Here is a 13,449-nt window from a genome sequence, read left to right on the forward strand (position 1 = left end):
GGTCGCATGGCCTGCATCCTATCGGCTTGCCAGGGGCAGATAAATGCCAGCTAAATGAACACTCAATTTATCTAATTCAAACAATCGGGCGCCGGAAACGTGCGGTGGCGGCCAATCGCTTGCTGGGTCAGGGTTTGCGGCGATGCATATGCACATGCACGGCGCAGATGGCAGCCCTATAGGCGTTACGCGGCACAGGGTCTTGCCTTGACATCGCAAGGCGCGCGTCCATACTCGGACGGTACTTTGCCGCCCGGCCACAACCTGTTTCCATCGCAAGGACACGATGTCATGCACAAGACAGTGAAGATTCCCGGTCCCGAACATCCGATCACGATTGCGAAGAGCGGGTCGCGCGTCGTCGTGTCCGTTGCCGGACGCACGATCGCCGACAGCACCGACGCGCTGTCTTTCCATGAAGCGTCTTACCCGGAAGTGCTTTACATTCCGCGCAAGGACGTGGACATGTCGCTGCTCGAACGTACCGATCATTCGACCTATTGCCCGTATAAAGGCGAATGCAGCTACTACAGCATCCCTGCCGGCGGCGAGCGTTCCATCAATGCGGTGTGGAGCTACGAAAGCCCTTACGATGCCGTTGCATCGATCAAGGAACACGTCGCGTTCTACCGTGATCGCGTGGACGCCATCGCAGTCAGCGCGCAGTAAATCAAAGAAGGATGGATCGCGTGCATGCAATCCATCCGTTCCAATTTCTTCCTTTGAACAACGACGCATCGTCCGATTCGCGTCGTTGACGACACTGTCAAGCGTGACCCAGCGCGTGTTCCAGGCACGCGCTCAAAGATGACACGCGTGACAAGCATCGATCTCCTCATACGCCCCGCCTGAACTCGCCGCTTCATCGCGGTGCAGCCGATCACGCAAATGACATAAATGCGCGGAGAGCCGCATGTATGCACGCTTTCCGGGCATCGGATGCAGCCGGCATCAAATGAATTTTGTCTATTTTTTTCGGAACCTTCTTGCCGTAAGCTTTTCGTAAACACCATCGCGTTTGTCCGCGATGGACAGACTCCGTTCACTTCAGAACCCGGCAGGGAGCACGATCGATGAATCATCCAAAACGCCTATTGCTGTCCAATCTAGCGTGGTCGCAGGAAGTCTCGGCGCGCGAGCCCGAGTTCTTCACGGACCTGGCGCGCGGGCAGCAGCCGCGCATTCTGTGGATCGGTTGCTCCGATAGCCGCGTGCCCGCCGAGCGCATCACCAATGCGCAACCGGGCGAGCTGTTCGTCCATCGCAACATCGCGAACCTCTACACATCCGACGACGGCAACGCGTCGAGCGTGATCGAGTACGCGGTGCATGCGCTGAAGGTCGAGCATGTCGTGATCTGCGGACATCATCACTGCGGCGGTGTGCGCGCCGCGCTGTCGCCGCCTTCGGATGCGCTGCCTGTCGTGAACCGCCGCATTGCCGGCTTGCGCGATCTCGCCGAACGTCATCGCGACGAACTGCTTGCCATTGCTGATTTCGATGCGCGCGTCGATCGCTTTGCGGAACTCAACGTGATCGAGCAGGTGCGTCTGCTGCGCGAGTCGCCCATCGTGCGCCGCGCGCCGCGTCCGCCGCAGGTGCACGGCTGGATTTTCGGGCTGCGCGAAGGGCTGCTCACGCAACTCACCGATATGGACGAAGCGCGCGAAATTGCCGACACCCACGCCGATTCGCACGCCGATTCGCGTGAGTCCATCGCCGTTTGCGACGCCGCCTAGCGACGTTTCAGGCGTTTCCTTTTTTCACTGAAGACCGAAGTGCCGCCGGCGCATCGCCGGGCGGCAGGGCTCAACTCGACCTTACGGATACCCATGCACACTCCACCCGTTTCCCGTCTATCGAACCTGCGCAGCGACGTCTTCGCGGGCATCGTCGTGTTTCTCGTCGCGCTGCCGCTATGTCTCGGCATCGCCACTGCATCCGGCGTCGAGCCGTTTGCCGGGCTCGTGTCCGGCATCGTCGGCGGCCTGGTCGTCGCGCTGCTCAGCGGCTCGCATCTGAGTGTGAGCGGCCCGGCGGCCGGACTCGTGGTGATCGTCGTATCGGCGATCGCGTCGCTCGGCAGCTTCTCCGCGTTTCTCGCCGCGGTGCTGATCGCGGGCGCGCTGCAGGTCGGCTTCGGTCTGTTGCGTGCGGGACGCCTCGCGAGCTTCGTGCCCGTCGCCGTCATCAAGGGCATGCTGGCGTCCATCGGCATCATCCTGATCGTCAAGCAGATTCCACTCGGCGTGGGGCTGGAGAGCGGCGCCGATGCCGGTGTGGCTCACGCCGGCATGCTGGCGACGCCGTTCGGCGATGTCTCGATCGTGTCGGTCGTGCTCGTCGTCGTATCGGTCGCGATGCTGTTCGCGTGGGAGACGCCGCGCGCGAAGCGTTACGCGCTCGTGCGCATGTTGCCGGGGCCGCTCGCGGCCGTCGCGCTCGGCATCGGTGCGACGCTCGCGCTCGACGTGCTCGCGCCCGCGCTTGCGCTGCCTTCCGGGCATCGCGTGTCGCTGGTGTCGCTGGATTCGTTCGCCGCGTTGGCGGGCGCGATCTCGATGCCGGACTTCACGCAGCTCGTCGATGCCGACGTGTGGCGCGTGGCGCTGACGCTGGCCGTCGTCGCGAGTCTGGAAACGCTGCTGAGTCTGGAAGCCGTCGAGCAGATCGATCCGAAGCGCCGTCGCGCGTCGCCGGATCGCGAACTGAAAGCGCAGGGCGTCGGCAACATGGTGGCGGCCGTGCTCGGCGGGTTGCCGCTGACGGCCGTGATCGTGCGCAGCTCGGCGAACGTGCACGCGGGCGCGCAGACGCGCATGTCGGCGGTGATTCACGGCGTGCTGCTGCTGGCGAGCGTGTTTGCGCTGACGGCGGTGCTGAATCTGATTCCGCTCGCGTGTCTCGCGGCGATCCTGATCCACACGGGCTACAAGCTCGCGAAGCCGGCCTTGTTCGCGGCGATGGCGCGCGAAGGCGTCGACCGTTTCGTTCCGTTCGTGGCGACGATCGTCGGCGTGCTGGCGACGGATCTGCTGATCGGCATCGGTATCGGCATTGCGACGAGCGCGCTGCTCGCGATGCGCGCGAACCTCTCACGCACGTTCACGCTGACGCGTCACGACGATCACTATCTGCTGGTGCTGCGCAAGGACGCGACGTTTCTGTCGAAGCCGATGCTCACGCACTGCCTGGGGCAGATTCCCGACCGCGCGACGGTGCTGATCGACGCCGAACGCGCCGATTTCATCGACCGGGATATCCGCGATGCGCTCGACGCGTTCGTCGGCGAGGCGGCGCGCCGCCAGATTACCGTCGAGCGTCTGCGCTGGCCTGAGCCGGCGGCGCAGGAAGGGCGCGCGCTGCTGCCGTCGCTGCGTGCGACGACGGGCTGATGTGCAAAAAGGGCGCGATGGCGCGCGGAGCTGGCGCGCATCGGAAGACGAAGACTGACGGAGAAGCCGAGGCTCGCGGCAGGCGAGCCGGCTGGGAGGCGAGGGCGCTGAACCGCTGCCGGACGGCGCGCTCGCCGGATCGCCGGGAAATTACTCGGCGATCGAATAGCGCGACGGGCGCGCCTGCTTCGCCTTCGACGGACGCTCGATGCGGGGGCTCGCACCGCGGATGAACAGCACCGCGCACAGCGCCACCATTGCCCAGATCGAGAGAAGTACAGTCAAAACGTTCATTTCCAATTCCAGTCAGCCGGCGCGGCAGTTGCTGTTGCTACGTTCAATTTGTTCCGTCGCGTGAGCGGCGGGTCAATGGGTGGTGTGACGGACTTCACCATCGAACAGAAGCTCGTCGATCAGCCGGGTGGTCAGCGCGAGCTGCTTTTCCAGCGATTCGCGCGCCGCTTCCGCGCTCGCCGCATCGCCACGCGCCACGGCAGCGTGCGTCTGGGTGGCGAGGCGCAGTACCGTGTCGGACGCGAGCTGCAGGCCGCGCATCAGCTCGGCCTCCGGATAGGTCCGCTGGCTGTTCGAATCCTGTGCTTCGTGGGCACTGGGCTCGAACGGATCGCTTCTGTCATGACGGGAAGACATTTCAGGCTCCTCAGTGCATTTGCACGACTGCAGTGTGCGCCTGGAGGTCTTTTTTCAATCTGTCGAACAGAGGCCGAATTCCGATTCATACCGCCGACATCGAAATCTGCCTGTGCCAGGCGGGGACGCCCGTTCTCTTTTTCACGACCGCCGAATAGTAAGCAACTGTTAGCGCGCGGTCTGCACGTAAAGGCCCTGGGTTGTGCGGGCCCCTTTCTTGCGCACGCTGGCGGCGCGACCGCACGCGTCCGCCGCGTAGCGCGCCGTAACCAGCCGTCACAAGTGGTCACGAACACCTTCTGAAGCGTCTGCTCAAATGCTACGTAGAGAGGGAGAACGATCATGAAAAAACTTCTGATGCTGGCAGCCGTCGCCCTGGCGACGATCGGTCTGGGGGGATGCGTCGTCGCGCCGCCGTACGGATATGGGTACGCACCGGCCTACGGCTACGCGCCGGGGTACTACGCGGGGCCGTCTGTGAGCGTCGGCGTCGGCTATAGCTGTTGCTGGGGGCACGGCGGCTGGCATCGGTGATATATGGGTGGGCGCGCGCGCGTTTCGGTCGGGATTTGTATGCCGGGCCGTTCGGCTTCGCACACTCGTGGGGCGCGTCTGAGGTACGATCTCGGGACAGAAGACGTCTGCTCGACAGCGGCGTCGTTCTGGCACGACGTTTTCGCCACACCACCTACGTTTTCACACCAGCATGGACTACCGCGTTACCTACGAGCACAGCCTCGCCACCGCCCCCGACGACTACATCGTGAATGTGCCGTCGCAACTGGTGTCGGACGTGCCGCCGAACATCCCCAAGGCACTCTTGCCCGAAGTGATCGAGAAGCTGATTCTCGAACGTTCCCCGCGCATCGGCCGGATCCGCAACCTGAGACTCATCTGACGCGCATTTTTCTCCGTTTCTCTACGGCTGCCTGGGTGCCTGCGTGATCATCGGCCGGCACGCATGCCGGCCAGCTTGAAAACAGTCCGGCCGTCCCACATGTGCGGCTCTCGCTAATCGGGAGCTTGATCATGGGAAGCCGTCCCCGTTTTATCGACGATCTGTCGGGCGCGCTGCCAAGCGCCGCTTCGCCCGGATCGTCCAGCGACGACGCACTCCTCGACACCTATTCGCGCACCGTCATCGATGCGCTCGAACGGGTGCGGGCGGCTGTCGTCTTCATTACCGTCGAGCGCCGCGTGCCAGGCGCACCGGAGCGCTCCGCGCGAGCGGGCACTGGCTCGGGTTTCCTCTTCACGCCCGACGGTTATCTTTTGACCAACAGCCACGTCGTGCATGGCGCGACGCATATTCGCGTGCAGCTTGCCGACGGCACGAAATTCGACGCCGATCTGGTCGGCGACGATCCGCACAGCGATCTTGCCGTGTTACGCATTGGCTCGCCGGAGCCGTTGCCGCATGTTGTGCTTGGCGAGTCGGGCAAGCTGCGCGTCGGCCAGATTGCGATTGCCGTCGGCAATCCGCTCGGACTCGAGCAGACGGTCACGGCGGGCGTGGTGTCCGCGCTGGGCCGCTCGCTGCGTTCGAATTCCGGACGCATGATCTATGACGTGATCCAGACGGATGCCGCGCTCAATCCGGGCAATTCCGGCGGGCCGCTGATCAATTCGGCGGGGCAGGTGATCGGCGTGAACACGGCGATCATTCCGGGCGCGCAGTCGATCAGCTTCGCGACGGCCATCGATACCGCGAAGTGGGTGATCATGCAGATCTTCGCGCATGGGCGCGTGCGGCGTGCTTATATCGGCGTCGCCGGGACGACGACGGCGCTGCCGCGCCGTGTGCAGCGGTATTTCGGACTCGAATCGCAGAGTGGCGTGCGGGTGATGGAAATCGTCAAGGGGTCGCCGGCTGCCGTTGGCGGGTTGCGGGTCGATGACACCATTGTTGCTGTCGATGGGGTTTTTGTCGAAGGTGTCGACGCTTTGCAGCGTGCGCTCGATGGGTCGAAGATCGAGCGTGAAGTTCTCGTTACTGTTTTGCGCGGCGCGCAGCGGGTTGAGGTTTTGGTTTTGCCTGCTGAGCAGGTGGTGTAGGTTTTTTTTTGCACTGCTTGCGGCTTGGTGTTGTTGATGTTTGCTGGCATCCGGGCGCTGGCATCCGCGTTTTGCCTTCGTGATTCATGCGTTGCCCCTGTGCGGGGCGGCACCTACTTTTCTTTGCAGCGGCAAAGAAAAGTAGGCAAAAGAAAGCCGCTAACCCCGCCAATCCTTGACGTTTGCCCAGGCGCTCTCAACGTCCCCGTCCTGTGCGCGGCATCGTGCTATTTCACGTGCGTTGCCAGCGTGCTGACCTCACGCATCACCCACTACACACGCCCGCGTCACGGACTGCCTTACCAAAAAGTCCGCGGCCGCCCAGGTGGCAAACTATGTGTAGGCCGTCGCGCTGGAGGTGCACCACTCCGGACTGAAAAGAGGGATCGGTGTCGTAGGATCGCCAACGCGTACGATGCGACAACCTACACACAGTTTGCCACCTGGACGGCGCAGACGAATCGCCGCCGCTGGCTGCCTGCGGGTGATTGGAGTGGGTGATGCGCTATTCAAGGCGCTGGCAACGCGCGTTGAAACGGGTGTTGCCGTGTGGAGTGCGGGACCCGTTGGGGGCCCGCAGGCAATCACTAGCACTGGCGGTGTGAGCGGCTTTCTTTTGCCTACTTTTCTTTGCCGCTGCAAAGAAAAGTAGGTGCCGCCCCGCACAGGGGCAACGCATGAAGTACGAAGGCAAGACGCGGATGCCAGCAAAAGCGCGAAAGCAAAAAGCAAAACCGAAAAGCAAAACCGAAAACCAAAACCGGCATAGCCCGCGCCACGAAGGCAAAACCCTTAAATCACCCGCTCGCGAAGCCGAGCAGACACCACATCAATAACGGTAACAACCACAACAACCATCAACATAACAGCGGCAGTCTGCGAATAATTGAATGAGCGAATAGACTCATAAAGCACAACGCCGATGCCCCCGGCGCCCACCATCCCTACGACCATCGCCGACCGCACATTCGATTCGAACCGATACAACGCATACGAGATCCACAGCGGCATAACCTGCGGCAGCACGCCATAAACAATCTCATCGAGACTCGTCGCGCCCGTAGCGCGCACACCTTCCGCGGGACGCGGATCAATAGCCTCGACGGCTTCGGCAAAAAGCTTGGCAAGCACACCCGTCGTGTGCACCCACAGTGCAAGCACACCCGCAAACGGCCCAAGCCCGACCGCGACGATGAACAGCATCGCGAACACCATTTCGTTGATCGCGCGGCACGCGTCCATCAGACGGCGCACGGGCTGCACGACCCAGGCGGGCGCCATGTTGTTCGCGGACAGCAGCCCGAACGGAATCGCGCACACAATGGAAAGCGCCGTGCCCCACACCGCGACCGCGAGCGTCACACCCATCTCGTGCAGATACGTGCGCCACTCTGTGAAGTCCGGCGGAAAGAAGTCTTTCGCGAACTGCCCCATGTTGCCCGAATCGGACAGCAGATCGAGCGGACGCATGTCGGCGGCTTGCCACGACAGGCCGAGCACCGCGATCAACGCGATCCAGCCAAGCAGCGAAACCCAGCTGCGTTTGCCCGCCGCCGCAGCCGTCGCTTTCCGCGAGGGCGGCGGCGGAGCGGTCGAAGGCGTCGAGCGATCGGCGCTCAGGTCGGCTGCGTTCATTGCTTTTGCGTGTTCAGTGCGGACAGCTTCGCGTCGATCGCGGCCATCTGCGTCTTGCGGTCAGCGTCCGACAGCGACGCATCGGCTTCGATCTTCTGCTTCTGCTCGAACAGCTTGATCTGGCGAATCGGCTGCAACTGCGCATCGGACGACGGCGAGAAACCGCTATAGCTGAAGATGTTCGCCATCACCGACTTCTCGCGCGCATCGGTCTTCGCGTAGTTGTAGAAGAACTTGCGCAACTTGTCCTTGGTCGCGTCCGGCAGATCCTTGCGCCACACCAGCGGGTCCGACGGAATCAGCGGCGATTGCCACAGCACGCGCACCTGCGCGAAACGGTCGGGATGCTGCTTCTTCAACGTGTCGAGCATCTCGGTGTTGTTCGTCGCGATGTCCACCTTGTTGTTCACGACGGCAAGCAGGTTCGCTTCGTGGCTCGACGGCAGCACCGTCTTGAACGACGTGCGCACAGGCGCGTTGTGCTGCGCGAACAGGTAATAGCCGGGAACCAGCGAGCCCGACGTCGAGTTCGGATCGCCGAAGCCGAGCGTCACGTCCTTGCTGTTCTTGAAGACATCGTCGAGCGTCTTGAAGCGGCTGTTCGCGTTCGTGATCAGCACCGAGTAATAGCCGGCGTCGCCGTTCGCGTACGTGGTCTTCGCGAATACTTCGCCATTCGAACGATCGACGGCTTCGATCGCCGATGCGTTGCCGAGATACGCAACCTGCACCTTGTTGAAGCGCATGCCTTCGATGATGCCCGCGTAGTCGGTTGCGAAGAACGCCTTGACGTTCAGACCCGTCTGCTTGTTCAGATCGTCGATGAGCGGCTGCCAGCGCTGCTTGAGCACGGCCGACGAATCGGTCGAGATGATGCCGAGATTCACGTCTTCGGCATGAGCGGCGAAGCTGGCGAAAGCCGACACGGCCGCAACGCCGACGAGCAGAGAGCGCAGAAATTTCATGTTCTGTTCCAGGTGAGTGAGTCGGGTACAGCGTTTCTTTCCGGAAAGGGAATCAGGCCGAGCGCGCAGCGTTGAACGGCAGCGCGCGCGTGCGAGGCGCGGCGCCTGCTGCGTTGTCGGGCTGCAGCGTGTCGTCGAGCAGCTCGCGCGCATCGTCGCCATAGAGCTTTTGCAACAGCGCGGGCGTGAGCGCCGAAGAAGGACCGTCGTAGACGATCTTGCCGCGCCGCATCGCGATCGTGCGCCGGCAGTACTGCATCGCGATGTCGACCTGATGCAGCGACACCAGCACCGTCAGCCGATGCTCGATGTTCAGTGTGCGCAGCATCTCCATCACGCGGCGCGACGATTCGGGGTCGAGCGAGGCGATCGGCTCGTCGGCGAGAATGATGCGCGCCTGCTGCACGAGCGCACGTGCGAGCGCGGCGCGCTGCTGCTGTCCACCCGAGAGATTCGACGCACGTTCGCGCGCATGTTCGCCGATGCCGACTTCGTTCAACGCCGACATCGACAGTTCGCGCTCGCCGCGCGGAAAGCAGCCGGTGAGACGGCGCCACAGCGGCAGGCGCGCGAGTGCGCCGATCAGCACGTTCGCCTCGACCGTCAGCCGGTTCACGAGATTGAACTGCTGGAAAACGAAACCGATGTCGCGGCGAATGCTGCGCACTTCGCGCACGATGCGCCCGTTCTGCTGGATCGGCCGGCCGAGAATCGAAATCTGCGAAGGCTGCGCATCCGACACCGTGAAGCCCGCGATATGCCGCAACAGTGTCGACTTGCCCGAGCCCGATGCACCGATCAGCGCAACCATTTCGCCTTGTTCGACGCGCAGGTCGATTTCGTCGAGCGCTTTGCGGCCGTTGCCGAACGTCTTGCTCAGACGTTCGATGCGGATTGCTTCCATGTGTGTCCTGTCGATGGCTCCGGTGCGTGCCGGAAGTTGTGGGACATTCTAGAAAGCGTCTGTGACGGTTGAGTGAAGGCGTCGCAACATCTAGACGACTATATCTTTGCGTTGCTGCCCGCCGATTCATTGATTCGTCACGCAGCGTGCGGCGTGCCGCAGTATTCGATCGCGCTGTGTGTCATATCTATGTCAAACGAAACGAAGGCGTGTTGGCACTGCCAGGGTTCGACGCGCGCGATCGGCCATTCCGTGGCATAAAAACTGCGGCATCTCGAAGACACACGACGGGTCCGCGCCGATAGGCGTCCGTCATACAAAGCGGCTATATTGGCGGCGGCAGGCGGCGCTCTCCCCGATGCAGCCGTCCATAACGAAACTACAACCATGCGCGCTTTCAGTTTGTTGCCTGACAGCTTCGCCGAATACGACGATCTGAAGGCGCTGCTCGACGAGGGCGCGCGTTCGTTCGATATCAAGAGCGTGGCCGACGTCGAGGTAGCAGGCCGCACATTCGAGGTGTATGTCGCGTCGATTGGATCGAACGACCCCCACGCTCCCGCTGTCGGTTTCTTCGGCGGCATCCACGGGCTCGAACGGATCGGCTCGCGGCTCGTGCTCGAATACATGCGCTCGCTATTGTCCCGGCTCACATGGGACGAACTGCTGCTGCAACAGCTCGAATCCATTCGTATCTACATCGTGCCGATCGTCAATCCGGGCGGCATGTGGGCGGCGACACGCGCGAATCCGAACGGCGTCGATCTGATGCGCAACGCCCCGCAGGACGCCGAGGAGCGCGTGCCCCTGCTCGCCGGCGGCCAGCGTGTCGGCTCGTGGCTGCCGTGGTATCGCGGGCGGCGCGGCGCACCGATGGAAGGGGAGGCGGAGGCGCTGCTGCGAGTCGTCGCGGAAGAACTCTCAACGCGGCCGCTGTCGTTTGCGCTCGATTGCCATTCGGGATACGGCTGGAGCGACAGTATCTGGTTTCCCTACGCGAAGACGCGCCGCGCGATGCCGCATCTGCCGGAGATGTACGCGCTGAAAACGATGTTCGAGCGCGCGCATCCGCATCACGGCTATATGTTCGAGCCGCAGAGCCATCAGTACCTTCTGCACGGCGATCTGTGGGACTGGGCCTACGACCGCACGCCGCCGCCCAATATCTTTCTGCCGATGACGCTCGAACTTGGCTCATGGCTGTGGATCAAGAAGAACCCGCGGCAGATCTTCTCGCGCCAGGGCATGTTCAACCCCGTGAAGGCGCACCGTACCGCGCGCGTGTTGCGGCGCCATGCGAACCTGCTCGATTTCCTGACGCGCGCAGCGTATGCGTCGGAGCGCTGGCTGCCGCAGGGCAACCGGCGCGATCAGCTGCTCACCAGCGCGACTGAACTCTGGTACAGGCGCAACGAAAAATGAGCACCTGGATCCTGTTGCGCGGCCTGACCCGCGAAGCGCGCCATTGGGGCGCGCTGCCCGATGCGTTGCGCGCGGCGCTGGACGGCACGAAGCCCGGCGCGGGGCGCGCGAACGCCGCGCCGTCGCGCGTGCTGACCATCGACCTGCCCGGCAACGGCGAACACGCAAACCTGCGCGCGCCGCTACAGGTTGCCGGGATGGTCGACTTCGTGCGCGCGGCGGCACGCGCGAGCGGCGCGCCGGCCCCGTATTGCGTGCTGGCGATGTCGCTGGGCGGCATGGTCGCGACGTGCTGGGCGCAGCGTCATCCCGCCGATATCGCGCGGCTCGTGCTGATCAATACGAGCATGCGGCCGTTCAGCCGCTTCGACGAACGGTTGCGTCCACAGGCATGGTCTGGGCTCGCGCACATCGCGTGGCATTGGGACGAGGCAAGCGTTGCAGAGGCCGAGATTCATCGTCTGACCTGCACCAACCGCGCGACCCGCGACGCCGATGTCGAAGCATGGACGGCCATCCGCGAAAGCGCGCCCGTCAGCCGCGCGAACGCGCTGCGGCAACTGCTTGCAGCCGCGCGCTTCAGCGCGCAACGGCAGCGGCCGGCATGCCCGACGCTCGTGCTCTCGACGCGTGAAGACGGACTTGTCGATCCCGCATGCTCCGCGGCGCTCGCGGCGGCCTGGGGTGCGCCGCACTGGCGCCACGCGTGGGCTGGCCACGATCTTCCGCACGACGACCCCGCATGGACCGTCGAGCGCATTCGCGCATGGCTCGATCAACAGGATGAGAATCCGGACTTCGAAAACGCAGAATCCGGTTCAACCGATGAATAATCGATAATTAAATAGATCATTCATGGGTGAAAGCATTCCGGAGCCGTGTTTTGATGCATCGCATTAGTGCGGTGCAATAAAACCGCGGCGGTATTTCTATCAAGCGTTGACCTATTTTATTTCTGATGGACAAGCCTCATTATTAATGGGAAATTGATGCTGCGCGCCATTATCATGTGATTAATTTCAGGGGTTCTGCGCATTAGGCGCCTACTGAAATTGTAAAATAATTACGCTGCCCGCCGGGCGATTCGGAAAAACATGCGGATGAAGGCTGCATGCGGCTTGCGGCGTCGTAAACGATACGTTTTTTTGCGCCAGGAATTCGGCGTGCGACGCCAGCGACGATTCCGCGCAAAACCATGGTGCGCAAGGCCACTCAGGGTTTTTCTCGAAAAATCGCGGGGCTAGAGGAGCCGATTATCCTGGGACTCAAGAATCGGGCCCACCAAAAAAGAAACGTTTTTAAAAGCTCCGCTTTTTTATCAAAAATGTTCTGCAATCGTTTGAATCGAAAGCGATTTCAAAACCCCTCATATTCGCAAACCGGTGCAATGCCGGTTTCGCCGTTTCAAACGCGCAACATAAAACCTAGGTATTAACCCCTAAGTTTTCATCCCGCATAACGGGAAACAAGAAATTTCTTTATATTTCAAAGCCTTACATGCATGGCATTGCCTATGCGACACGGCGTGCCGGATTGGTGCAAGTCGGCCAGCCCGCCCCCCATCTCCTCCAGGAGGATTCCATGCGCAAAACTCTACTGGCGTCCGCAGCACTCATCGCGTTGGGCTGCAGCGGTTACGCAATGGCAAACCCATGCAGTGACAGCGATTCATCCTGCAATCAGAAGGCCTACAACGGGAGCAACACATCAACGAACGAGGCGACCTCCACTCAGACCAGCACCACGGGTAACAACGCCAACGAAGTCACGGGCGGCGCGAAGGTCGCGCAGGATTCCTTCAACTCCACCAAGATCGTCGCGGCGAGCCGTCTGTCCGGCTCGGTGTCGGGCGTGAGCGTGTATGGCATCGGCAACGCTGCCTACAACGAAGGCAACGCGAACGGCGGACGTGGCGGCAACGGTGCGAAGGGCATCGGCGCGAAGGGCGGCAGCGCACTGGCAGTCGGCGGCAGCGGCGGCTACGGCGGCGACGGCGGCAAGGCCATTGCCGGCGACGGCGGCAATTCGAGAGCCAACGCGGGCGACGGCGGCAACGCGCGGTCCTATGCGGGCGACGGCGGCAACTCCAAGGCATCGGGTGGCAAGGGCGTCGGCGTAGGCGGCGACTCGTACGCCAAGGGCGGCAGCGCTGGAGCAGGCTCGGCAGCGGCAGGCGGCAACGCCCATGCTACCGGCGCCGGAGCGGGCCTGGCACTGGGTGCGGGCGCAGGTCTCGCCGGCAGCGGCGACGTGCACTCGCATTCGAGTGGCTGGGGTTCTTCAGCCAGTTCGTCGAGCGGTGCAGCGACGGCGTCGGGCAACACCGGTTCCGGCACGGCGAGCGGTTCGGGCACGGGTACGGCCACAGGCGGCGCAGCCACGTCAGGCGCGGCGACGGCCACGGCTGCTGCTGGCACGTCGA

At 62.7% G+C, this 13,449-nt stretch carries 14 protein-coding genes; 9 read left to right on the top strand and 5 right to left on the bottom strand.

Features of this window, described 5'->3' with window-relative positions; translation table 11 throughout:
* Nucleotides 1-291 precede the first annotated feature (291 nt).
* The 3 genes from G3N95_RS27505 to G3N95_RS27515 all read left to right on the top strand — a co-directional run bounded on the left by G3N95_RS27505 (nt 292) and on the right by G3N95_RS27515 (nt 3,395).
* A complete protein-coding gene (locus G3N95_RS27505; RefSeq protein WP_205973239.1) occupies nt 292-669 on the top strand; it encodes a DUF427 domain-containing protein in 378 nt (125 codons plus the stop codon).
* A 404-nt stretch (nt 670-1,073) separates the two neighbouring features.
* Nucleotides 1,074-1,739 carry a carbonic anhydrase gene (locus tag G3N95_RS27510; RefSeq protein ID WP_205973240.1) on the top strand — a complete coding sequence of 222 codons (666 nt, stop codon included), beginning with the start codon at nt 1,074-1,076 and terminating at the stop codon, nt 1,737-1,739.
* Nucleotides 1,740-1,832: 93 nt separating this feature from the next.
* The gene (locus G3N95_RS27515; protein WP_205973241.1) at nt 1,833-3,395 is read left to right on the top strand and encodes a SulP family inorganic anion transporter; all 1,563 of its coding nucleotides are present in this window, start codon (nt 1,833-1,835) and stop codon (nt 3,393-3,395) included.
* Between the two features lie 150 nt (nt 3,396-3,545).
* On the opposite strand, the gene G3N95_RS27520 is transcribed toward G3N95_RS27515, so the two are convergent.
* Both G3N95_RS27520 and G3N95_RS27525 read right to left on the bottom strand, forming a co-directional pair.
* Nucleotides 3,546-3,689 (bottom strand): hypothetical protein, encoded by a 144-nt coding sequence (locus tag G3N95_RS27520; protein ID WP_205973242.1) that lies wholly within the window; start codon nt 3,687-3,689, stop codon nt 3,546-3,548.
* A 72-nt stretch (nt 3,690-3,761) separates the two neighbouring features.
* Nucleotides 3,762-4,046: a hypothetical protein gene (locus G3N95_RS27525; RefSeq protein WP_205973243.1), complete on the bottom strand. Its 285-nt coding sequence runs from the start codon at nt 4,044-4,046 to the stop codon at nt 3,762-3,764.
* 342 nt (nt 4,047-4,388) lie between these two features.
* On the opposite strand from G3N95_RS27525, the gene G3N95_RS27530 reads away from it, so the two are divergent.
* From G3N95_RS27530 to G3N95_RS27540, 3 genes are all read left to right on the top strand, one after another.
* Complete coding sequence (locus G3N95_RS27530) at nt 4,389-4,580, top strand: hypothetical protein (protein ID WP_205973244.1); 192 nt, start codon at nt 4,389-4,391, stop codon at nt 4,578-4,580.
* Between the two features lie 172 nt (nt 4,581-4,752).
* A complete protein-coding gene (locus G3N95_RS27535) occupies nt 4,753-4,944 on the top strand; it encodes a hypothetical protein (RefSeq protein WP_012402968.1) in 192 nt (63 codons plus the stop codon).
* 131 nt (nt 4,945-5,075) lie between these two features.
* The gene (locus G3N95_RS27540; RefSeq protein ID WP_205973245.1) at nt 5,076-6,101 is read left to right on the top strand and encodes a trypsin-like peptidase domain-containing protein; all 1,026 of its coding nucleotides are present in this window, start codon (nt 5,076-5,078) and stop codon (nt 6,099-6,101) included.
* Nucleotides 6,102-6,893: 792 nt separating this feature from the next.
* On the opposite strand, the gene phnE is transcribed toward G3N95_RS27540, so the two are convergent.
* Genes phnE through phnC form a run of 3 tightly spaced genes read right to left on the bottom strand, consistent with a single transcriptional unit; the run spans nt 6,894 to nt 9,605 of the window.
* The gene (phnE, locus tag G3N95_RS27545; RefSeq protein ID WP_205973246.1) at nt 6,894-7,736 is read right to left on the bottom strand and encodes a phosphonate ABC transporter, permease protein PhnE; all 843 of its coding nucleotides are present in this window, start codon (nt 7,734-7,736) and stop codon (nt 6,894-6,896) included.
* The gene (gene phnD, locus G3N95_RS27550; RefSeq protein ID WP_205973247.1) at nt 7,733-8,701 is read right to left on the bottom strand and encodes a phosphonate ABC transporter substrate-binding protein; all 969 of its coding nucleotides are present in this window, start codon (nt 8,699-8,701) and stop codon (nt 7,733-7,735) included. Before phnD ends, phnE begins: the two co-directional genes overlap by 4 nt.
* A gap of 52 nt (nt 8,702-8,753) precedes the next feature.
* Nucleotides 8,754-9,605 carry a phosphonate ABC transporter ATP-binding protein gene (phnC, locus tag G3N95_RS27555; protein WP_205973248.1) on the bottom strand — a complete coding sequence of 284 codons (852 nt, stop codon included), beginning with the start codon at nt 9,603-9,605 and terminating at the stop codon, nt 8,754-8,756.
* 387 nt (nt 9,606-9,992) lie between these two features.
* Here phnC and G3N95_RS27560 point away from each other — a divergent pair, with 387 nt between their 5' ends.
* The 3 genes from G3N95_RS27560 to G3N95_RS27570 form a co-directional block, all read left to right on the top strand.
* Nucleotides 9,993-11,027: a M14 family zinc carboxypeptidase gene (locus G3N95_RS27560; RefSeq protein ID WP_205973249.1), complete on the top strand. Its 1,035-nt coding sequence runs from the start codon at nt 9,993-9,995 to the stop codon at nt 11,025-11,027.
* A complete protein-coding gene (locus G3N95_RS27565; protein ID WP_205973250.1) occupies nt 11,024-11,860 on the top strand; it encodes an alpha/beta hydrolase in 837 nt (278 codons plus the stop codon). The genes G3N95_RS27560 and G3N95_RS27565 overlap by 4 nt, the downstream gene beginning before the upstream one ends.
* A gap of 748 nt (nt 11,861-12,608) precedes the next feature.
* On the top strand, nt 12,609-13,449 hold an 841-nt coding region (locus G3N95_RS27570; RefSeq protein WP_205973251.1), incomplete at its 3' end, for a hypothetical protein.

It is taken from the genome of Paraburkholderia sp. Tr-20389, assembly GCF_017104565.1.
Taxonomy (GTDB): Bacteria; Pseudomonadota; Gammaproteobacteria; order Burkholderiales; family Burkholderiaceae; genus Paraburkholderia.

What these genes read in the sequence shown, in the direction of transcription:
- G3N95_RS27515 (WP_205973241.1), top strand. Translation starts at nt 1,833, where the DNA reads ATGCACACTCCACCCGTTTCCCGTCTATCGAACCTGCGCAGCGACGTC.
- G3N95_RS27520 (WP_205973242.1), bottom strand. Translation starts at nt 3,689, where the DNA reads ATGAACGTTTTGACTGTACTTCTCTCGATCTGGGCAATGGTGGCGCTG.
- phnC (WP_205973248.1), bottom strand. Translation starts at nt 9,605, where the DNA reads ATGGAAGCAATCCGCATCGAACGTCTGAGCAAGACGTTCGGCAACGGC.
- G3N95_RS27540 (WP_205973245.1), top strand. Translation starts at nt 5,076, where the DNA reads ATGGGAAGCCGTCCCCGTTTTATCGACGATCTGTCGGGCGCGCTGCCA.
- G3N95_RS27560 (WP_205973249.1), top strand. Translation starts at nt 9,993, where the DNA reads ATGCGCGCTTTCAGTTTGTTGCCTGACAGCTTCGCCGAATACGACGAT.
- G3N95_RS27535 (WP_012402968.1), top strand. Translation starts at nt 4,753, where the DNA reads ATGGACTACCGCGTTACCTACGAGCACAGCCTCGCCACCGCCCCCGAC.
- G3N95_RS27525 (WP_205973243.1), bottom strand. Translation starts at nt 4,046, where the DNA reads ATGTCTTCCCGTCATGACAGAAGCGATCCGTTCGAGCCCAGTGCCCAC.
- G3N95_RS27565 (WP_205973250.1), top strand. Translation starts at nt 11,024, where the DNA reads ATGAGCACCTGGATCCTGTTGCGCGGCCTGACCCGCGAAGCGCGCCAT.
- phnE (WP_205973246.1), bottom strand. Translation starts at nt 7,736, where the DNA reads ATGAACGCAGCCGACCTGAGCGCCGATCGCTCGACGCCTTCGACCGCT.
- G3N95_RS27530 (WP_205973244.1), top strand. Translation starts at nt 4,389, where the DNA reads ATGAAAAAACTTCTGATGCTGGCAGCCGTCGCCCTGGCGACGATCGGT.
- G3N95_RS27510 (WP_205973240.1), top strand. Translation starts at nt 1,074, where the DNA reads ATGAATCATCCAAAACGCCTATTGCTGTCCAATCTAGCGTGGTCGCAG.
- G3N95_RS27505 (WP_205973239.1), top strand. Translation starts at nt 292, where the DNA reads ATGCACAAGACAGTGAAGATTCCCGGTCCCGAACATCCGATCACGATT.
- phnD (WP_205973247.1), bottom strand. Translation starts at nt 8,701, where the DNA reads ATGAAATTTCTGCGCTCTCTGCTCGTCGGCGTTGCGGCCGTGTCGGCT.